This is a genomic window from Janthinobacterium aestuarii, from assembly GCF_051380835.1.
Taxonomy (GTDB): domain Bacteria; phylum Pseudomonadota; class Gammaproteobacteria; order Burkholderiales; family Burkholderiaceae_D; genus Janthinobacterium; species Janthinobacterium aestuarii.
Genome location: NZ_JBNYXU010000001.1, coordinates 559,033 through 579,139 on the forward strand (window position 1 = coordinate 559,033; position 20,107 = coordinate 579,139).

Here is a 20,107-nt window from a genome sequence, read left to right on the forward strand (position 1 = left end):
GGCCGCGGCGGCGGATGCTTTTTGATCGGTATCAAGGCTGCGGAACACGGTGCGGGTGCGCCGTTGTGGTGCTTGCGTAAGGTAATATTGCGGCAGAACGCAGTGGAATGACTCCAGGAAAAGGTTGGAATGTGCTTGAAACAGTGAATGACGTTTGCATCAACGCCGCTTGCGGCCAAACCTTGCCGCTGCGCGTGGCGCATTGCCCGTTTTGCGGCGCGCGCCAGGTGGCGCAGGCGCCTGTTCTGGAGAAAGCAGTGGCGCCGCCGGTGCCCGTAGCTCCGCCTGTTCCTGCGTTCATCCCAGCGCCTCCGCCAGCGCCTGCTACCGCGCCTGCTCCCAAGCCCGCCCCGCCGGCACCTGCCGCGCCGGCCAAGGCGCCGCCCGCCAAACCTGCCAGCAAGGGTTCGGTGCCGCCGCCGCGCCCGCCCGTGCGCTTGCGCACGTGGATCGCTGCGGCGGTGGTGCTGACCGGTATCTGGTTTTACAACAAGCCCGCCGACAAGCCGGCCAGCGTGGCGGAACAGGTCGAGGCCGCCACTGCGCTGGCGGCGCAGTGCGACCTGGATGGAGCGCGCAGCGCGCTGGCCGTGCTGAAAAGCGCCAAGGCGCCCGCCGCCCACATCAAGCGCCTGCAGGCGAGCATCACCAAGTCCGCTGCTACTTGCGAGAAGCAACAGCAGCGGGCGCAGGCGTGGACGGTGCTGCAAGACAGCGTCAAGCAAGCGCTCGATGCGGGCAAGCCGGAGCTGGCCGCCACGCGCCTGGCCATCTACGTGAAACGCTGGGGCGACGATCCCGACACCCTAGAACTCGACGCCAAGGTGAAAGTGGCGCAAGCGAGCGCCCAGCTCGACCTGGCCGACGCCTGCCTGGCCAAGGGCGACCGCGTCTGCCTGGAAAACAGCCTGATCGCTGCCGAACGCTACAAGCGGCCGGAACTGGCGGCGCGCACGCAGGCGTTGCGCACGGCGCTGTCGCAATTGCTCGAACGCTCGCTGCTCGATACGCCCCCCGGCCAGTAGCGCCAGCAGATAACACCCCCGCCGCGGTCAAACCGGGCGGGCGCATTGTTACTCAGCCTTACTCTTGCGGCACCAGCGCCAGCGCGGCGCTGAAGTCGCCCATGGGCTTGCCGCCATTGGCCACCAGCGCCTTGTCGCGCGTGCTCAAGCCGTCGAGTACGGGCAGGGCGAAGCGGTGCGTGATGGCGCGCAGGATCGAGGCCGAATCGTATTGCGTATGGTCGACCAAGCCCTTTTTCACGTACGGCGAGACGAGGATGGCCGGCACGCGCGTGCCCGGACCCCAGCGGTCGCCCTTCGGCGGCGCCGCGTGGTCATAAAAGCCGCCGTTTTCATCGTAGGTGACGATGACCAGCATGTTTTTCCATTGCGGACTTTTCTTCAGCTGGGCGATGACGCTGGCGATGTGCGCGTCGCCGTCGGCCACGCTGGCGTAGCCCGGGTGCTGGTTCAAATTGCCTTGCGGCTTGTAGAAGGTCACGGGCGGCAGCTTGCCGGCACCCGCGTCGCTGAGGAACTGGCTGTCGAAGTCGCGCAGGTGGGCGGCGCGGTAGGCGGGCGCCTTCACGGGGTCCATGTTGGCAAAGTAATTGAACGGCTGGTGGTGGAACTGGAAGTTCGGGGGATTCGGGAAGCTGCCGGCGCGCGCGCTGGCCGTGGCCAGGGCCGTCGTGTCCTTCCAGGCGCCCGCATACCAGGCCCAGTCGATGTTCTTGCCAGAGAGCAAGTCGCCGATATTCGTCTGCGTTTGCGGCGGCAGCGTATTGGCCTTGCCCGTGTCCGCATACAGCTTGCTGCTGTCGCCCGAGGCGGGCGCGTTGCTGCTCGGCTGGAACGGCGGCTGCATGGTATTGACGGCGTAGAACATGCCCGTGCTGTCGGCCGGCGTCAGCGCGCCATCGTTGGCATAGGCGGGCGCGCCGTTCAAGACCGTGCCTGGTGCCGTGGCGGATGGCGTCAGGCGCAGGAAGTTGCCGTTGGCGTCGACGTCGATCTTCGCGATCGAGCCTTTCGCCACCGAGGTGTCCGCGTTCGGGTAGGTGGGTGCGCACGCGCAGATCAGGTACTGGTGCGTGAGGAAGGAGCCGCCGAAGGCGCCGATGAACAGGTTGTCGGCCAGCGCATATTGTTTCGCCATGTCCCACAGCTGCATCTTGCTGCCGTCGTAATAGCCCATGCTCAAACCACCTGCATCGGAATACGCGGCGAACTTGTCGTTGGCGCCGCCGTTGATCTGCATCTGGTTGTTGTAGAAGCGGTGCACCAGGTCGCGCGTGATCACCGATTGCGGCAGGTACAGGGGGCTGCTGGCGTCATCGATCTGGAACGGCTTGTTCGGCAGATTGGCCGATTGCGCCTGCGTGATGACGGTGCTCTGGCCAGCCGCCGTCATGCCGCCCCAGGTGGGGGGCAGCACGGGCAGGGTGCTGCCGTCGATGTCTTTCTGCGGCACGTAGGCGGCGCTTGACGTGGGGTTGACGCCCGGCACGCCATTGGCGCCCGGGAACAGGCCGTACAGATTATCGAAGCCGCGGTTTTCCGCGTAGATGACGACGATGGTCTGGATATTGTTCAGCGCCAAGCTGCTATTCAGTGCGGCCAGCGCATCGGCGGGCGCCGCCTGTGCGCTGGCGCTGGCGATCAAGGCCGTCACGCTGGCGTTTTCCGCCTTCAGTTTCGCCAGCTCGTCGCCGCTGGCCTTGTTGAAGTCCGACGCCAGGCCCGCTTCGGACACGCCGATGCGCGCGGCCAGCTTGCCGCTGGCGGCCGTAAAGTCGCCGCCGTTGCCATCCATGACTTGCGCCAGTTCCGTCGACAGGGCGCTGACGAAGGCGCTGTGCCCGGCAGGGGCGCGCAGCAGTAGTTTTTGCGTCACCTTGGTGCCCGCGTCGCCGATGGCTTCATGGCGGATCGCGTCCGTGCCGATGGTCACCAGCACGGCGCCCTGGCCGTCCAAGGTGTAGCTGCCGTCGGCAGCCGTGCGCACGGGGCTGGAAGCGCTGTCGCACGTGAGTTTTGCGCTGGCGCTTTCCAGGCACACCTGGGCGTTTTCATAGTAGCTGCCGATCACCTGGCCTGTGGTGCTGGGCGTGATCGCATAGTTGCTGCCGCAGGCGGCCAGGCCCAGCGACAGCAGGATAGGCAGGGGACGTAAGACGGGGCGGGAGTGCGGTTTCATGTGCATGCCTTCTGGGTGGAAAACGTCGCATGCTAGGCAGGCAATATGTCAGCTGCGTGACATGTCAGCGCCTGTTACATGACGTAATGTACGGACTTGATACATTAGGTTTCGCAGGGTTTTGTCACGCAGCTGTCACATGCCGTTGCTACGCTGCCAGCCCATGATGAAAACGAATTCCACCTTGCTGCTTGCCATTTGCGGGCTGTCCGCCTGCCAGCCCGCGCCGCAAAAAGAAGTGTCCGCTCCCGCCGCCTACCTGGCAGGTGCCTATGCGCCCAGCCTGAAACATCCGCCTTCGGTGGCGGCAATGACAGCCATGGGCCGCGCCATGTTTTTCGAGCCCGGCCTGTCCGTGTCGGGGAAGATGTCGTGCGCCAGCTGCCACAGTCCCGAGCATGCATATGGCCCGCCGAACGGGCTGGCGGTGCAGCTGGGCGGCCCGGAATTGACGGATGCGGGCACGCGCGCGGCGCCCTCGCTGCGCTACCTGCAGACGGCGCCCGCCTTCACCGAACATTTTCATGACGACGATGGCGACGACAGCGTCGACGCGGGTCCCACGGGCGGGCGCAACTGGGATGGCCGCGCCCAGTCGGGCCACGAGCAGGCGCTGGCGCCGTTGCTCTCCAAACGCGAGATGGGCAATCGCGACGCGGCCGCCATCGTCGCCAAATTACAGGCTGGCCCCCTGGCGGCGCAGTTCCGCCAGACGTATGGCGCGGATATCTTCGCGCAGCCGGGCCAGGCCTTGCGCTGGGCGCTGATGTCGCTGGAAGTGTTCCAGGAAAGCCCGTTGGACTTCTATCCGTACACGAGCAAGTACGACGCCGTGCTGCGCAAGCAGGCCGTGTTGAGTCCGCAGGAAGCGCGCGGCCTGGCCCTGTTCAACGATGAACGCAAGGGCAATTGCGCGTCCTGCCACATCAGCCAGATCACTTCCGGCGGCGCCTTTCCCCAGTTTACCGATTACGGCTTGATCAATATCGGCGTGCCGCGCAATGGCAAGCTGCCCGTCAATGCGAACCCGGCGTTCTTCGACATGGGCTTGTGCGGCCCGGACCGCACCGACTTGATGGAGCATAGGGAGTATTGCGGCAGCTTCAAGACGCCCTCCCTGCGCAACGTTGCCCTGCGCAAGGTGTTCTTCCACAACGGCAGCTTTGACAGCCTGGAACAGGTGCTGCGCTTCTACGTGCAGCGCGATACGGCGCCGCAGAAATGGTATCCGATGGATAAAAACGGCAAGGTGCGCAAATACGACGACCTGCCGCCCGGCCTGGCGGCGAACGTGAATATGGAAGCGCCGTTCGACCGCCAGCCGGGGCAGGCACCAGCCCTGAACGACGCGGAGATCGCCGACGTGATCGCCTTCCTGCACACCCTGACGGATGGCTATCAGGCCGCGCATCCGGCGCAGGGAAAACATGGCTAAAAGATATCAAGATACCATTGCTTACAACTACGCCACAAAAGCCTGTTTTTATGTGCGTTAGCGCACGCTAGAAAATTTTAGCCAGGTGTATATTGCGAACTGATCTGTGTCTTTTGATAACAACGAAAGGGAATACCATGAAAGCAAGCAAAAATTGGATGACCGTATGCGCCGCCGGCATGATGGTTGTGGCACTGGCTGCCTGCCAGAAGAAGGATGATGTCGCCGCCGCAGGTCCTGCGGAACAGGCTGGCCAGAAGATCGATGCGGCCGCCGCCAAGGCTGAAGCCGACATCAAGGATGCCGCTACCAAGGCTGACGCTGCCGTGAGCCAGGCCGCTGCCGATACGGGCGCCAAGATGGACCAGGTCGCCGCTGACGCCGACAAGAAAATGAGCGAAGCGGCCGATGCCGTGGGCAAGAAAGTGGAAAAAGCCGGCGAAAAGATGCAGGACGCCGCGCACAAGTAAGCACGTCATCAGCGCGCCCCGCAACTGCCGTCAGGTGATGGCGGCTGCGGCGGCGCCTTCGCTGGCCTGGCCGCCTGATACGGCCGTCTCCGTCTTGTCCATCCCGTCCGTTCCCCCCAGCACCACGCTCAAATCGACAAAGCCGTCGCGCCACGCGCGTTCCAGGTCTTGCTCCACCGCTTCCAGTGTCGTTCTTTCCACCTGCCGAAAACCGCGCAAGCCATACGCCCGGTTGCGCCCGTGCGCCTTGGCCAGGTACAGCGCCATGTCGATCAGGTTGACGCTGCGTTCCCACGTGAGCGGCCTTCCCAGCGGCGCCAGCGGATAGGGCGCAAAGCCGACGGACACATGCACCTGGATGGTTTGCCCCTGGTAGTCGATGCTTTGCGCCGCCATGCCGTTGAGGATGCGCCGCGCGATGTCGTCGAGCCCGTCGCGGGCGACGGCCGGCAGGAAGGCGAGGAATTCCTCGCCGCCCCAGCGCACGATCATGTCCGTTTCGCGCAACACCTCGTGCAAGGTTTCGGCGATCGTCGTCAGCACCAGGTCGCCCGCCGCATGGCCGTAGCCGTCGTTGATGTGCTTGAAATGGTCGACGTCGAGCAGGAACAGCGCGCCCACGACATCGCCGCCGGCATAGGAAGGCTGCGGCTTGCCCGCATGGCTGCGCATGAATTCCTGGAAATGGCGGCGGTTGTACAGGGCCGTCAGCGGGTCGCGCGAGCTCTGGCGCTTGAGTTCCTGGTTTTTTACCTTCAGCTGCACGTTCGCATGGCGCACCTTGCGGTACAGCAAACCGACGATGGCGGACGCCATGGCCAGTACCAGCGCCAGCAGCCACCATACGCGCTGCTGCAGGCGGCGGTTGTCGATTTCCGTGCTCTTGAGCTGATTTTCGCGGCTCAGCAGTTCGATCTGGCGCTGTTTCTTTTCCGCCTCATACTTTTCTTGCAGCTCATACACGGCCTTTTGCCGCTGCTTTTCGAACAACTGGTTGGAAATGCCGCGCTCGCGGTGATACGCGGTGACTGCGCCGCGCAGGTCGCCCGCCTTTTCCAGCGCCATGCCGTATTCCAGCAGCACGGCCTGGATTTCCGGCTGGTTGGCCGTGCGTTCGTAGTAGGCCAGGCCAGTGCCCACGCTTTGCTTGCCTTCCTGCAACCGACCCTGGCCGATCAGCGCCTGGCCGATATTGAGCCGCGCCGTCGCTTCCACCTGTTCGTCGTTGACGAGGCGCGCCGCCGTGATGGCTTCATTCGCGTAGCGCAAGGTTTGCCCGTAGTCGTCTTCCTTCAGGTAGCTGTCCGACAGATTGACGAGGGTGACGGCGACCATGCCGCGCGCGCCCAGCTGGCGTTCCAGCGCCAGGGCCGCCAGCAGGGCGCGCTGACCCCGCCGCGGCTGCTGCGCGTCGAGCGCCAGCCCATATTCCGTATTTTTCGCCTGCGCCATGCGGCCCGGCGACGCCAGGGTGCTGGATACGGCCAGCAATTCATCGAGCACCTCGAAACCCTTGTCGTATTCGCGCATCTGCGTGTACAGCAGGGTGAGGGCATTCAGGGCGGCGGCCAGGCTGGACGGGGATTTGCTCTGGCGCGCCAGGTCGACGGCCGCCTGCAGCTTGGCCAGCGCAAACGGGAAATTGCCTTCCTCTGCCCACGATTGCCCTGCGCTGATGGTGGCCTGCGCACGCACGGTCAAGTCGTCCGTGCGGTTGGCGATCTTTTCCGCTTCAAAGGCCAGCAGGTGCGAGGCGCGGCGCTCGTTCCGGGCAAACGTGATGTAGGCCTTGTTGAGCATGCCCTTCGCCAGCGCCACATCGCTCTTGTTCTGGCGGGCGTAGGCGATCAGCTCCTCGGCCAGCTGCATGGCGATGTCGTTCTGCCCCAGGCGCATGCGGGCGTTACTCAGTTGGGTAAGGAATTCCGCGCGGATGGGCAGGGGGGCGCTGCGCGCCTGCGTTTCCACCTCTTGCAGGCGCTGCAGGGCGCGCGCGGGCACGAAGCGGCCATCGTCGCGCACGGCGGCAAGATACTGCTCGAGGTTGCCGGCCTGGGCGTGCGCGGCAGGCGGCAGCAAGCAGGCCAATACCAGCAGCCAATGCGCCTTTCGCCATGATGCCCGTCTCTGTCTGCCTGCCAACGTCCCGCTCCCGCAATGACTACCTGTCTGTAACAGATTATATTCTGTTGCAATCAAGAAAGATCATGCGGGACGCAGAAATTTGCGAAAGTGCACACGGCCGGCATCGACAAGGGACTATCACTGCGCCAGCTGCTGCAACAGATACAGGCGCTGGTACAGGCCGCCTTCGATCTGCATCAGGGCGTCGTGCGGCCCCGCTTCCGTGATGCGGCCGTGATTGAGCACGATAATACGGTCGGCCTCGCGGATGGTCGACAGGCGGTGGGCGATGGCGACGATGGTGACCTTGCCGCGCAACTCGTTGAGGGCCAGCTGCACGATCTGCTCCGTCTGGCTATCGATGCGCGACGTCGCTTCGTCGAGCAGCAAAATGCGCGGCTGGCCGGCCAGCGCGCGGGCAATGGCGATCAGCTGCTTTTGCCCCGACGACAGGCGCGAGCCGCCTTCGCCCAGTGGCGTGTCGTAGCCGTGCTCCAGCGCCGCGATGAAGTCGTGCGCATGCGCGGCGCGCGCGGCCGTCTCGATCTGCGCCTGCGTGTAGCCGCGGCCCATGTCGATGTTTTCACGCGCCGAGGCGGCCAGCAGGAACGGGTCTTGCGGCACCAGGCCCACATCGGCGCGGAAATGCTCGTTGTCGATGCTGTCGAGGGCGACGCCGTTGATGGCGATGCTGCCCTGCGTGACGGGGTAAAAGCGCAGCAGCAAGGACAGCAGGGTCGACTTGCCGCTGCCCGTGTGACCGACGATGCCAAAAAACGCACCTTGCGGTATCGTCAGTGACAGCTCGTGCAGCACGGGCTGGTTTTCCACGTAGGCGAAGGTCAGGTTCTGGATGTCGACGGCGGGCAGTTCGCTGCCCGTTTGCGCATGCCGCAGGGCCGGTGTTTCCCTTCCCTGTGCGTGCTCGAGCGCCTGTGCTTCGTCGAGCAGGGCCGAGACGCGCGCCGTGGCCACCACCGACTGCTGCAGCTGGCTGAACTGCATCGTGATCTGGATCAGCGGCTCGATCACGCGCGCGATGTAGCTGATGAACGCATACAGCACGCCCACTTCCACGGCGCCCATCTCGCGCCGGCCGAAGCTGAAGATGACGACGGCCAGCAGCACGATGTTGAGCATGTCGAGCGCGGGGCGCAGCAGCCAGGCGTTGGCGCGCAATTCCTGCATGCGCGCCGTGTAGTGGTCCTGGTTGATGCCCGTGAAGCGCGCGCCGAAGCGCTTTTCCGCGTTATTCGCCTGCAGCACGCTCATGCCGCCGATCGATTCGGCGATCTGCCCGTTGATCTCGCTGCGCAGCGCGCGCGCGCGCGTGACGGCCGGCGCGCTCCAGCGCTGGTACAGGAAGACGATGACCAGCACGGCCGGCAGCAGGGCCAGCACGATCAGCATCAATCGCCAGTCGAGAAAAGCCATGGCGGCCATGGTGCCGACCAAAACGATGGAGCTGTCGAGGATGACGAACAGCACCTGCACGTACAGCGATTTCACGGCTTCCGTGTCGTTGGTGACCCGGCTGACCAATTGGCCCGTGATGGCACGGTCGAAAAAACTCATCGGCAGGCGCAGCACGTGCTGGTAGACGGTTTCACGCAGGCGCTGCACCGAGCGCATGGCCAGGCCGGACAGGCGCACCAGCTGCAGATAGCGCAGGCCGGATGCGACCCAGCCCGTCAGCAGGCAGCCACCCAGCAGCAATGACATGCGCGTCCAGTCGAGGTTGCGCGGCAGCAGATGCTGATCGATCAGGGCCTTGCCCAGGATCGGTCCCGTCACTTCGAGGGCGGCGGCGAGGATCAGCCAGAACGTGGCCCAATACAAATGGCGCAGGTCGGGCGCGGCGGCGCGGCGCAGCAGGCCCATCGCTTGCGCGGCCTGGCGGCGCACGGATTGGGTGGCTGTATCTGTTTGTACTGTCTTAGATGGCATCGAGGCTGGCCTCCAGTTGTTGATAGCGCCATTGGCTGGCATACCAGCCGTCGCGCTGCATCAGCGCGTCGTGGTTGCCCGTTTCCGTGACGTGGCCATCGCGCAGCACCAGGATCAGGTCCGCGTTGACGACGGCGCTCAGGCGGTGGCTGGCGATGATGGCGCTGCGCTCGGGGCGGCGCGCGCGCAGCTCTTCCAGGTGCTGCAGGATGCGCGTTTCCGTGCCCGTGTCGACGGCGGACAGCGCATCATCGAGCAGCAGCAAGCCGTTGTCGGCCAGCAGGGCGCGGGCGATGGCCACGCGCTGGCGCTGGCCGCCGGACAGGGTGATGCCTTTTTCGCCCACATGGGTGGCATAGCCTTCGGGGAATTGCAGGATATCGTCGTGAATGTCGGCCAGCTGCGCCGCCCGTTCCACTTCCTCGCGCGTGGCGCCGGGACGGGCGAGGGCGATATTGTCGGCGATGGTGGCGGAGAACAGGAACGACTCCTGCGGCACCCAGCTGATGGCAGCGCGCAGCGCGTGCAGGGTGTAGGCGTCGAGCGCCTGGCCATTCCACGTGGCCGTGCCCGACTGCGGCGTCACCTGGCGCAGCAGCACGCGCAGCAGGGTCGACTTGCCGCTACCCGTCGGGCCCACCAAGCCCAAGGTCTGGCCCGGCTGCAAACGCAGCGAGATGCCGGACAGGGCCGGAACCGTCTGGCCCGCGTAGGCAAAGCCGACGCCCTGCAATTGCAGGGGGCCGGGCGTGAGCGTGGCGATAGTGCCGTGGTCGTCGATGGCCAGCGGCGCATCGAGCATCGGCTGCAAGCGCTGCCAGGCGGCGCGGCCCCGTTCGATCAGGGACAGTACCCAGCCGGCGGCGAACATGGGCCAGATCAGCTGGCCCAGGTACATGGAAAAGCTCGTCAGCGCGCCGATGGTCAGCTGGTCTTGCCACACGAGGTAGCCGCCCAGGCCCAGGGTCAGCGCCGTGGCGGCCGTCAGGGTCAGGCCGACGGCCGGTTCGTACGCCGCTTCCCAGCGCTGCGCCGTCAGGCTGGCGTTGGCCGCATGGCCGGCCAGGGTGGAGAACTGCTGGCTGCTGCGCTCTTCCAGGCCCAGTGCGCGCAAGGTGCGCACGCCCGACAGCGATTCCTGCACATGGTCGTTCAGCGCGGAAAAGCGTTTCAGCGAATCCGTCGATGCCGTGTGGATATGGCTCGAGATGCGCCAGAAGGCCAGTCCCATCAGCGGAAAGGGCAGCAAGGCGATGCAGGCCAGGCGCCAGTCCACGCCCAGCAGCATGATGCCGAGCACCATCAGCAAGGTCAAAGTGCCGTCGAAGCCGGCCAGCATGGCTTCGCCGGCGGCCATTTCGATGGCGTCGATGTCGTTCGTCGCCAGCGCCATCAGGTCGCCCGTGCGCTGGTTCTGGTAAAACGACGCGCCCTGCTGCGACATGCGCGTGTAGAAGCGCGTGCGCAGCATCACGCCCAGCTGGTAGGCGGCCTTGAACAGGGTGATGCGCCAGCCCACACGCAGGAAGTAGATGACGACGCCGACGGCGAGCAGGGTCAGCAGCTCAAGCCACAGTTCGACCGCCGTCATGCGGTGCGCGGCCAGCGCGTCGATGATGGCGCCCACGCGGCGCGGGATCCAGACGGTCAGTGTTGCCACGCCTGTCAGCATGACGGCAGCGGCGGCATACGCCGGCCAATGCTGACGCACGAAGCCGGCGATGAGCCTCGATAAACTCATGGTTACCTTTTGTTTTGAGTAATGGGGTGCCGCGGGGCGGAAGGGCGGGCACGCGGACGGAAAGTACGCGTAGGATACAACAAGGTGGAAAAGCGCGCTGTGGACGGGCACGCAAAAAACGGGCCGTAGCCCGTTGTTTTGCTGCGTCAGTACTGTGCGCGAGGCTTACAACGCGTAACAAAACCGTAGCGAGCGGAAGGAAGTTGTGGCTGAGAAGCGCAACTGTACGAAGGTACAGTGAGCATCGCAGGCCGCAAATTACGACGCGCAGTAGGTTTTGATAGGCGTTCTACTTGCGGCCGCTGCCTTTAGCGCCACCCAGCATGTCGAGCTGTTTCGATGGCGTACCCTTTGGAGCGGCCTTGGCTGCCGGTTTGGCGGCTGGCGCAGGGGCGTGCTTCACGGCGGCCTTGGCCACGGTCTTGCCGGCGGCGCTGGCTGGCTTGGCGGCCGGTTTGCTCGAAGGAAATGGTTTTGCGGCAGGCTTGGCCGGTGCCGGTGCCGGTGCCGGCGCGGCGGCTTTCGCTGGTGCTGGTGCAGGTGCAGGTGCGGCGGCAGGTGCGGGTTTGGCCGCTTCCGGCTTGGCTGCCGGTTTGGCTTCCACCGCTTTTACGGCTGGCTTGTCGGCGGCCTTCTCGGCAACCTTGGCAGGCGCTGCTTCTGGTTTGGCTGCCGGCGCGGCGGCAGGCTTGGCTACTTCGGCAGGCTTGGCGGCAACGGGCGCAGGTGCGGCTGCTGGCGCTGGCGCTGGTGCAGGCACAGCGGCAGGTACAGCTGCCAGCGAAGGCTTGGCTGCGGCAGGAGCGGGTGCGGCGACAGGCGCGGCTTCATCGAGGCGGGCCTTGGCCGAGGCCAGCAATTCCGCCTGGGTGCTCGAGGCGATACCGAACAGCTGGCGGCTGTAGGCCAGCACGCTCTCGATGTTCGGTTGCGCCTGGCTGCTGCTGTAGCTGAAGAAGTCGCGCGGGTCCTGCGTTTCCAGCAGGTGCTGGGCCGTTTCCGCCGTTTGCGAGATGGCGGCCTTGCCGGCGTTCAGGTTCAGCGCGATGATTTTTTCGGCGCTTTCAAAGACTTTGCTGGTGAGGGTGCTGAAGATTTGCAGCTGGCTTTCCAGTTGCGACTTGGCGGCGCTGGAAAATTGTTCAGGAAGCGGAAACATATTTACTCCTTTGTACGGATTAAAATGCTGGCAAAACGCTCTGCAAAATCCCGAAAACCAGAGTTGGCCGCGTTTTGTAAAGTAGGTAGCGTGCTAAACAGCTGATCATAGGCTTTTTATGATGCAACGCAATATGAATATTCTAGCGGTGATTCAAGTTAGTTGAAAGCTATTTTCTCAAGGGCGGGTGCCGTGTGCTTCCCCTATTCGTGCGCCTGGCAGCATTTGCCACAAGTTTGCGCGGGCGCAAAGCGTTGTCAGGGAAACTATGGCTACGCTTTTGCCAGTAACTATATTCATGCACTGCAGCATCCTTGAAAAAGCCAAGATGCCAAGCTACTTGAAGCGCCAGATACCGTAGTCAACCGAAGGAGTGTCCGCATGGACCTTGTCATCCGCAATGCCAGCCTGCCCGACGGGCGCCGCGCCATCGATATCGCCATCGAGGGCGGCCGCATCGCCGCCGTCGGCACCGCCTTGCCCGTGACGGGCGCGCAAGAGATCGACGCCGAGGGCGACCTCGTCACGCCGCCGTTCGTCGACGCCCACTTCCACATGGACGCCACGCTCAGCTATGGCTTGCCGCGCGTAAACGCGTCCGGCACCCTGCTCGAAGGCATCGCCCTGTGGGGCGAGCTGAAACCGCAATTGACGCAGCAGGCATTGGTGGACCGCGCCCTGCAGTACTGCGACTGGGCCGTGGCGCGCGGCTTGCTGGCCATCCGCTCGCACGTCGATATCTGCGACCCGCGCCTGCTGGCCGTCGAAGCGCTGCTCGACGTCAAGCGGCAGGTGGCGCCGTATCTCGACTTGCAGCTGGTGGCGTTCCCGCAGGACGGCATCCTGCGCAGTCCCGGCGCCTTCGACAATCTGAAGCGCGCGATCGCCATGGGCGTCGACGTGGTGGGCGGCATCCCGCATTTCGAGCGCACCATGGCGGACGGCGCGGAATCCGTGCGCCTGCTGTGCGAATTCGCCTGCGAGCGGGGGCTGATGGTCGACATGCATTGCGACGAATCGGATGACCCGCTGTCGCGCCACATCGAAACCCTGGCCTTCCACAGCCAGCGCCTTGGGATGCAGGGCAGGGTGACGGGCTCGCACCTGACGTCCATGCATTCGATGGACAATTATTATGTGAGCAAACTGCTGCCCCTGATCCGCGAGGCAGGCGTGGCGGCCATCGCCAATCCGCTCATCAACATCACCTTGCAGGCGCGCCACGATACGTATCCGAAGCGGCGTGGCATGACGCGCGTGCCCGAGATGCTGGCCGCCGGCATCCCCGTCGCCTTTGGCCACGACTGCGTGATGGACCCGTGGTACAGCCTCGGCTCGGGCGACATGCTGGAAGTGGCGCACATGGGGCTGCACGTGGCGCAGATGACGGGCCAGCAAGCGATGCACGACTGCTTCCTGGCCGTGACGGAAACGCCGGCGCGCATCCTGGGCCTCGACGGCTACGGCATCGCGCCCGGCTGCCATGCGGATTTGCTGATCCTCGATTGCGGCAGTACCGTGGAAGCGCTGCGCCTGCGCGCGGCGCGGCGCCTGGTGCTGCGGCGCGGGAAAGTCGTCAGCGAAGCGCCGCGCGCGCAATCGCGCCTGCACCTGCCGGGGCGTCCGGACAGCGTGAACTTCCGCCTGGGCCGCTGATACAATCAGCCATCACTTGTTATCGGGAGCACCGACTTGAAAGAAATTGATATCCGCCCGGCCAACGAAGCCGATTTCGACGCCATGTGGCCGATCTTCCAGACCCTGGTGGCCGGCGGCGACACCTACCCCTTCCCCGCCGATACCACGCGCGAAGCATGCCACGCCTACTGGTTCTGCCCCGGCGTGCAAAGCTTTGTCGCGACCATGGGCACGGAGCGCCTGCTGGGCATGTACAAGCTGGTGGCGAACCAGCCTGGCCATGGATCGCATGTGGCCAATGCCTCGTTCATGGTCGACCCGGCCGCGCAGGGCGTGGGCGTGGGGCGCCTGCTGGGCGTGCACTGCATGGAAGAAGCGCGCCGCGCGGGCTACCTGGCGATGCAGTTCAATTTCGTCGTCAGCACCAACCTGGCCGCCGTCACCTTGTGGAAAAAACTGGGCTTCACGGTGGTCGCCACCTTGCCGCTGGCCTACCGCCACGCGCAGCTCGGCTATGTCGACGCCTATGTGATGTACCAGCTGCTGACCGATCCGATGCAGTGGCCGGCATGAGCGGCGCCGTCACCGTGATCGAGACGCCCCGTCTGCGCCTGCGCACCGCCAGCGTCGATGATGGGGCGTTTTTTCTCGGGCTGGTGAACGAGCCGACCTGGCTGGCGACCATCGGCGACCGTCAGATCCATACCGTGGACGCGGCGCGCGCGGCGCTGGAAACGGGCCCGATCGCGCAGCAGCAGGAACTCGGCTACTCTTTCTATATCGTCGAGCACCGTGGCGATGGCGTGGCGATCGGCATGTGCGGCCTGATCAAGCGCGCCACCATGCCGGGTCCCGATATCGGCTACGCGCTGCTGCCCGCGTATTGCGGCCAGGGCCTGGCCTGGGAGGCTGCATCGAGCGTACTGTGCCATGCGCGCGACGTGCTGTGTCTGCCGGCAGTGTATGGCCTCGTGTCGCCGCAGAACCAGCCTTCGATCAACTTGATCAACAAGCTCGGTTTGCGCTTCGAACGCTTTTCGCGCCAGCCCATCGTTGGCAAGGACATCAATATCTATCGCAAGAGTTTTTCTTAATCTCTATACAAAACAACGCGACAGAACCTTTACTTGAGGAACAGGTCGCGGTCCGGCGCGAAATGCGCGTACAGCGGCAGGAAGGCGCCGCCAACGGCGCGCGCGTCGGAGCCGACGGTGCCGCCGAGCACCTGCGGCCGGGCGATGCCCTCCCAGCTATAGCATTCCAGCGCGCGCTCGACCTGGGCCAGCAATTGCTCGAGCAGGCCGCGGTCGAAGGAGCCGTCGATAATCACTCCCTCCAGGTCGAGCAGGCAGGTGGCGCTGGTGATGCTCAGCGCGATGGCCCGCGCCGCGTCGTCGAGCCAGGCCACGGTGTGGGTGACGAATGGTTCCTGCAGCGCGCGCCCGTCGTGGGCGGCGGCCGGGTCCAGCCCGGCCAGGGTGTACAACTGCTCGAGGTTGAACAGGGAAGCGTCGCCCAGCAGCTGGCCCGGCGGATGCCTGGCGCCGGCCGTGGCCATGCCGAGCGGCAAGGAGCCCACCGCGCCGGCGTTGCCGTGCAGGCCGCTGTGCAAATGGCTGTTGATGACCAGGCCGCCGCCGATGAAGATGTCGACGAAGATGTACAGGAAGTTCTTGATGCTGCGCCCGCGCCCGAGCACCAGCTCGGCGACGCAGGCGGCGGCCGTGTCCTTGGCGAACTCGACCGGCAACGCCGTCATCGCCTGCACGCGCTGGCCGATGTCGATGCTGTCCCACGCGTTGGCCTGCTCCGGCGCCATCTCGAGCAGATTCTGCCAGCCGCCCAAGCCCAGCGGCGCGGCGATGCCGACGCCGCACAGGCGCGGCAGCAACTTCGGTCCCAGCAGCACGGCCATGCTTTTCAGCGCCGACTCGATCTGGCCGAACACGGTGTCGGGGACGGGAAAGGGATAGGGAAACGACAGGCGCTCGCGCGTCTTGCCGACGAAATCGACCAGCAACACGTCGAGGCTGCGCCGGCCGATCTTGATGCCGATCGAGAAGGCGCCGTCCGGATTGAGCATGATGGGCACCGACGGCTGGCCGACCTTGCCGCGCACGGGCGCGCGCTTGCTGACCAGGCCGTCGTCCAGCAGGCGGTTGATGATCAGGGAAACCGTTTGCGTGCTCAGGTTGGTCAGCCGGGCCAGGTCGGCCTTCGGCATGCTGCCGTGCAAGCGCACGGCCTGCAGCACCACCCGCTCGTTGAACTGGCTCATGCCCATCTGGTTCGAGCCGCGCGGCTGCAGCCATTGAACATCGTCGATGGCTGCTTGCGGCGCGGACGCCTCTTCGGTAAAGCTGTCTGACATGGCGGGGCGGGTCCGGTTTCTACAGGCGTAAAAGAAGGACATTTTATTACATATCCGACGCCCCGCCAGTGAAGCTCCAGATGGCTGGAGCTCCCGTGCAGCTTTAGCGCTTGCCCCAGATCGACTTCAAAGGCCAGATGGTCAGCTCTTTCAGTGTTGCCGCGCCGCCCACGGCGAACAGCGCGACACCGTTGCTGGACGGTTGCGGGAAGATCTGGTCGGTCAACACCACCTCGTTGCCCGCAAATACCATCACCGACGAGGTGTCGACCACGATGCGCAGGTCGACCGTGCCGGTGCGCAGGGGCAGCGGGGCGGTATGGCGGGCGGCAAAGCTGGCGTTGAAGCTGGCGTCGCCCGATTTGCTGCGGTCGATGTAGACCTCGCCGGCCACCGCGTCATAGCCGATGACGGTTTCTTCGCCATTCGTGCCGGTGCGCACCTTCAGGCCAAAGCCGCTGGCACTGCCCGGCTGGAACCTGGCCACGATGTCCAGGGCCTGGCCCGGGGCGGGGGTGATATCGAGTGCTTGCACGCCGGCGGCCACGGAACGGTCCTGGGCGCTGTACAGCGCTTTGCTGCGCAGTGTGCTGAAGTTGTCCACCGGCTGCTGCACCAGCCGCACCTGGCCGGCTATGGTGCGCAGCGTGAATTCCCGGGCGAAGGTCTGCGCGCTGCGCCATGGCGTGGTGGGCGTGTTGCCAGCGTAGTCCCAGTTGCTCATCCAGCCCAGGCCGATGCGCTTGCCATCGGGTATGCCGTTCCAGGTCACGGCGGCATAGAAGTCGGCGCCGTAGTCGAGCCAGTTGGCTTCCTCTTTGGCGCTGTCCGAAAAGACGATATGGTCGACGAGGATATGGCCCCAGCCGCCCGTGTTTTTGTCCACCACCTCGATCTGTGCGCTCTTGCCCCGGTAGGCGTCCACGTTCCAGCTGCGCCAGTTCAGGGTTTCGGCATTGGCGCCGGTTGCGCTTTTGACCACCTGGCCGTTGACCAGCAGGTTGACCGTCGTTTCATCGCTGACGGGCTTGGCCGGTTGGTCCGATGCCTCGAACACGTCGGCAAGGATGTGTCCCCAGGCCCCGTCGTTGTCGTCGATGATGACGATCTGGGCCTGCTGTCCGGCGAACTCGCGTACGTCCCAGTTTGTCCAGTTCAGTTCGGAGTCCGCTCCGGTGGCGCTGCGCACCACCTTGCCGTTGACCTTGAGCACTACCGCCACAGGATTGGGGCTGTCATAGGGATGGTTGCCGCCCCCGACGAGGAAGTTGATATAGGCCCTGGAGATGGTGAAGGTGGGCGACGTCAGGCTGCCCTTGGGCGTGTCGCCGGCCCCGAAGAAGGAATTGAACACACCCGCGCCCAGCTTGCCGGCTGCCGCTTGGCGGTCGGCGTCGGTTCCGAGGGCAACCTTTTGCCCCACCAGGTCGCCGGCGGGCGTCCAGCCCAGGTCGGCGTAGGTGGCATTGGCCGGGCCTTCAAAACCGGCGCCTGGAAACAGCAAGGTTCCCGTAGGGACCGTGCCGTCGCCGGCACCGGCCAGGCGTGGATGGCGCCCGCCGCCGACCATCAGATTGATGTACTTGCTGGTGACGGTAAAGGCGGGCGAGGTGAGCGTGCCCACAGCGCCGTCATCCTTGCCCAGCCGGTAGGTGTCGAGCAATTGGCTGCCCTGGTTGTCGGCCACGCCATGCGAGGGAGCCACGGGCGTCTTGCCTGCAAAGTCGCCCGTCGATGCCCAGCCGGTGGCGTCGAAGCTGGCCGCTTCAAAGTCCTGGTAGACGGTGCCCGTGGGCGGCTTCTTGTCGATCACGCTGTTGGCGTCGGCCACAAAGCGCGTGCCGTCGAATTTCCCCACAAAATAATGTGCCCCGGAACCACCGGCCACCGAGCCGGGGTTGATGTTGATGTTCATCACCCATTTGCGTTTGCTGGCGTCGCCATCGACGGGCAGCTCGAACAGGTCGGGACATTCCCAGATGCCACCGACCGCGTTGGCGGGGCCAAAGGCGCTCATGTAGGTCCAGTCGCGCAGGTTTTTGGACGAGAACAGCAGCGCCTGGTGCTTCTCCGAGGCCACGGCAACCATGACCCATTTTTGCTCCGGTGCATACCAGAAGACTTTTGGATCGCGGAAATTTTGCCCTTCGGTTTCAAACGGCGCCGGTGGCGCGGCAATCACCGGGTTGGCGGCGTACTGGGTCCAGGTGCGTCCCCGGTCCAGGCTGTAGGCGATGGACTGGGACTGGGTGTTGGGGGCGAGCACTTGTCCGTTGGCCAGCGTTTTTCCTTGCGGATACACACTGGTGTAGATGGCCACCATGGCAGGATTGCCGGCGCTGCCAAGGCCGCTGGTATTGTTGGTGTCCACCACCACGCTGCCGGAGAAGAACATTTGCGTGAGCTTGCCGCCAGCGTCTTTTTCCGCCGTCAGGGCGACGGGCAGCTCGTTCCAGTGCAGCAGGTCGGTGCTGACGGCGTGGCCCCAGGACATGTCGCCCCAGGTATTGCCGTTCGGGTTGTACTGGTAGAACAGGTGATATTCGCCGTCGTGGTAGACCAGTCCGTTGGGATCGTTCAGCCAGTTTTTGGCGGCGGTGTACGAGAGCTGGGGGCGGTAGGTTTCCAGGTAGCTGGACTGGGGCGGTCCGCTGGTGCTGTCGCTATCGCTGCCGCAGCCCACCAGCAGGGTGGCAAGGCAAGAGGCGAGAACAGGGAAGTGCTTTGACATGGTTGTCTCCTTATATTGTATGTTTTATTCCAGCTGCACGTTCCTCAGTCCGCCAGCGGATCGCTGATCACACCCTTCTTGAACAGGAAATTGGCGTACGGCTGCATTTCGCCGGTCTGCACGATGGCGTAGGCGCCCTTGACGCGTTCGTAGAAGGCGAAGCGCTCGACCGCCTCGCATTGCTCGGGCGTGGCGGCGCCGGTGGCGGCGATCTGCTCGAGCATGGTGCGCTGCAGCGCCGACAGATAGCCGTCGGCGGTGTTGCATACCTTCATGAAGGCGACCGGCTGGTCCACCATGGCGTCCAGCGGAAACACCGACAGCAGCGCCGCGCTGGCACGCTGCAGGTCGATGCCGGGCAGGCGTACCAGCGGCTTGCCCTGGCCCAGGGTCTGGCTGGTGAAGTTGGCGTCGACCAGCACGACTTCCTCGCCATGGCCCATTTCGCACAGGATCTTCAGCAATTCCGGGCTGAGCAGCGGATCGATTCCCTTAAGCATGGGCTTCCTCCGGAAAGTCTTCGGCGCTCTTGGCGCCCGTCATGACCGCCACGGTGTCGGACATGCTGATGTGCTTCGGGTTGAGGACAGCGACGCGCTTGCCCAGGCGTTGCACGTGGATGCGGTCGGCGATCTCGAACACGTGCGGCATGTTGTGGCTGATCAAAATCACCGGCAGGCCGCGGTCGCGCACATTGCGTATCAGTTCCAGTACCATATTGCCCTCCTTTACGCCGAGTGCGGCGGTTGGTTCATCAAGTATCACGACATGTTTGGCAAACGCCGTGCTGCGCGCCACGGCCACGCCCTGGCGCTGGCCGCCAGACAGGGTACCGACGGCTTGCTTCATCGAACGGATGCCGATTTTCAAATCGCGCATATGGGCTTCCGCCTCGGCCAGCATCTGCTTCTTGTCGATGCAGCGCAGGAAGCGCGACAACATGCCCTTGCGCAGCAGTTCACGGCCGAGGAACAGGTTCTCGGCGATCGTCATGGCCGGCGCCACGGCCAGGTCCTGGTACACCGTCTCGATACCGTAGCGGCGGGCGTCGATTGGCGACTTCAGGTGGATCGGCGTGCCGTCGAGCAGCATCTCGCCTTCGTCCGGGACGAGGGCGCCCGACAGGGCCTTGATCAGCGAGGATTTGCCGGCGCCGTTGTCACCGATCACGGCGAGTATCTCGCCCGGCAACAAGTCAAAATCGGTGCCGTCGAGCGCGGTCACGCTGCCGTAGCGCTTGACCAGGCCGCGGGCCTGGAATACCGGTTGTACAGGTGTCGTCATGCT

At 64.8% G+C, this 20,107-nt stretch carries 15 protein-coding genes; 6 read left to right on the plus strand and 9 right to left on the minus strand.

The window, feature by feature from the left end; genetic code table 11:
- Positions 1 to 131 precede the first annotated feature (131 nt).
- The gene (locus ACQ4WO_RS02535; RefSeq protein WP_436480100.1) at positions 132 to 1,025 is read left to right on the plus strand and encodes a hypothetical protein; all 894 of its coding nucleotides are present in this window, start codon (positions 132 to 134) and stop codon (positions 1,023 to 1,025) included.
- A 58-nt stretch (positions 1,026 to 1,083) separates the two neighbouring features.
- Here ACQ4WO_RS02535 and acpA read toward each other — a convergent pair whose 3' ends face one another.
- Positions 1,084 to 3,204, minus strand: coding sequence for an acid phosphatase (acpA, locus tag ACQ4WO_RS02540; protein WP_436480101.1), 2,121 nt, complete (start codon positions 3,202 to 3,204; stop codon positions 1,084 to 1,086).
- Positions 3,205 to 3,367: 163 nt separating this feature from the next.
- Between acpA and ACQ4WO_RS02545 the strand changes: the two genes are divergently transcribed.
- Entirely contained in the window at positions 3,368 to 4,639 is a 1,272-nt protein-coding gene (locus ACQ4WO_RS02545; protein WP_436480102.1) for a cytochrome-c peroxidase, read from the plus strand.
- Between the two features lie 137 nt (positions 4,640 to 4,776).
- On the plus strand, positions 4,777 to 5,109 hold the full coding sequence (locus ACQ4WO_RS02550; RefSeq protein ID WP_034747273.1) for a hypothetical protein: 333 nt from the start codon (positions 4,777 to 4,779) through the stop codon (positions 5,107 to 5,109).
- A 30-nt stretch (positions 5,110 to 5,139) separates the two neighbouring features.
- Here ACQ4WO_RS02550 and ACQ4WO_RS02555 read toward each other — a convergent pair whose 3' ends face one another.
- The 4 genes from ACQ4WO_RS02555 to ACQ4WO_RS02570 all read right to left on the minus strand — a co-directional run bounded on the left by ACQ4WO_RS02555 (position 5,140) and on the right by ACQ4WO_RS02570 (position 12,080).
- Positions 5,140 to 7,188, minus strand: coding sequence for a sensor domain-containing diguanylate cyclase (locus ACQ4WO_RS02555; protein ID WP_436480103.1), 2,049 nt, complete (start codon positions 7,186 to 7,188; stop codon positions 5,140 to 5,142).
- Between the two features lie 183 nt (positions 7,189 to 7,371).
- Positions 7,372 to 9,180 carry an ABC transporter ATP-binding protein gene (locus ACQ4WO_RS02560; RefSeq protein ID WP_436480104.1) on the minus strand — a complete coding sequence of 603 codons (1,809 nt, stop codon included), beginning with the start codon at positions 9,178 to 9,180 and terminating at the stop codon, positions 7,372 to 7,374.
- On the minus strand, positions 9,170 to 10,921 hold the full coding sequence (locus ACQ4WO_RS02565; RefSeq protein WP_436480105.1) for an ABC transporter ATP-binding protein: 1,752 nt from the start codon (positions 10,919 to 10,921) through the stop codon (positions 9,170 to 9,172). Before ACQ4WO_RS02565 ends, ACQ4WO_RS02560 begins: the two co-directional genes overlap by 11 nt.
- 289 nt (positions 10,922 to 11,210) lie before the next feature.
- Entirely contained in the window at positions 11,211 to 12,080 is an 870-nt protein-coding gene (locus ACQ4WO_RS02570; protein ID WP_436480106.1) for a phasin family protein, read from the minus strand.
- 381 nt (positions 12,081 to 12,461) lie between these two features.
- On the opposite strand from ACQ4WO_RS02570, the gene ACQ4WO_RS02575 reads away from it, so the two are divergent.
- The 3 genes from ACQ4WO_RS02575 to ACQ4WO_RS02585 are packed head-to-tail and all read left to right on the plus strand — an operon-like array spanning position 12,462 to position 14,812.
- Positions 12,462 to 13,736, plus strand: coding sequence for an amidohydrolase family protein (locus ACQ4WO_RS02575; protein WP_139091086.1), 1,275 nt, complete (start codon positions 12,462 to 12,464; stop codon positions 13,734 to 13,736).
- A 36-nt stretch (positions 13,737 to 13,772) separates the two neighbouring features.
- Positions 13,773 to 14,291, plus strand: a complete 519-nt coding sequence (locus tag ACQ4WO_RS02580) for a GNAT family N-acetyltransferase (RefSeq protein ID WP_436480107.1) — start codon at positions 13,773 to 13,775, stop codon at positions 14,289 to 14,291.
- Positions 14,288 to 14,812, plus strand: coding sequence for a GNAT family N-acetyltransferase (locus ACQ4WO_RS02585; RefSeq protein ID WP_436480108.1), 525 nt, complete (start codon positions 14,288 to 14,290; stop codon positions 14,810 to 14,812). The genes ACQ4WO_RS02580 and ACQ4WO_RS02585 overlap by 4 nt, the downstream gene beginning before the upstream one ends.
- A 29-nt stretch (positions 14,813 to 14,841) precedes the next feature.
- On the opposite strand, the gene ACQ4WO_RS02590 is transcribed toward ACQ4WO_RS02585, so the two are convergent.
- The 4 genes from ACQ4WO_RS02590 to ACQ4WO_RS02605 form a co-directional block, all read right to left on the minus strand.
- On the minus strand, positions 14,842 to 16,089 hold the full coding sequence (locus tag ACQ4WO_RS02590; RefSeq protein ID WP_436480109.1) for an ROK family transcriptional regulator: 1,248 nt from the start codon (positions 16,087 to 16,089) through the stop codon (positions 14,842 to 14,844).
- A gap of 103 nt (positions 16,090 to 16,192) precedes the next feature.
- Complete coding sequence (locus ACQ4WO_RS02595; RefSeq protein WP_436480110.1) at positions 16,193 to 18,820, minus strand: GH32 C-terminal domain-containing protein; 2,628 nt, start codon at positions 18,818 to 18,820, stop codon at positions 16,193 to 16,195.
- 44 nt (positions 18,821 to 18,864) lie between these two features.
- On the minus strand, positions 18,865 to 19,320 hold the full coding sequence (locus tag ACQ4WO_RS02600) for an RbsD/FucU family protein (RefSeq protein ID WP_436480111.1): 456 nt from the start codon (positions 19,318 to 19,320) through the stop codon (positions 18,865 to 18,867).
- Complete coding sequence (locus ACQ4WO_RS02605; protein WP_436480112.1) at positions 19,313 to 20,104, minus strand: ATP-binding cassette domain-containing protein; 792 nt, start codon at positions 20,102 to 20,104, stop codon at positions 19,313 to 19,315. Before ACQ4WO_RS02605 ends, ACQ4WO_RS02600 begins: the two co-directional genes overlap by 8 nt.
- Between the last annotated feature and the right edge of the window lie 3 nt (positions 20,105 to 20,107).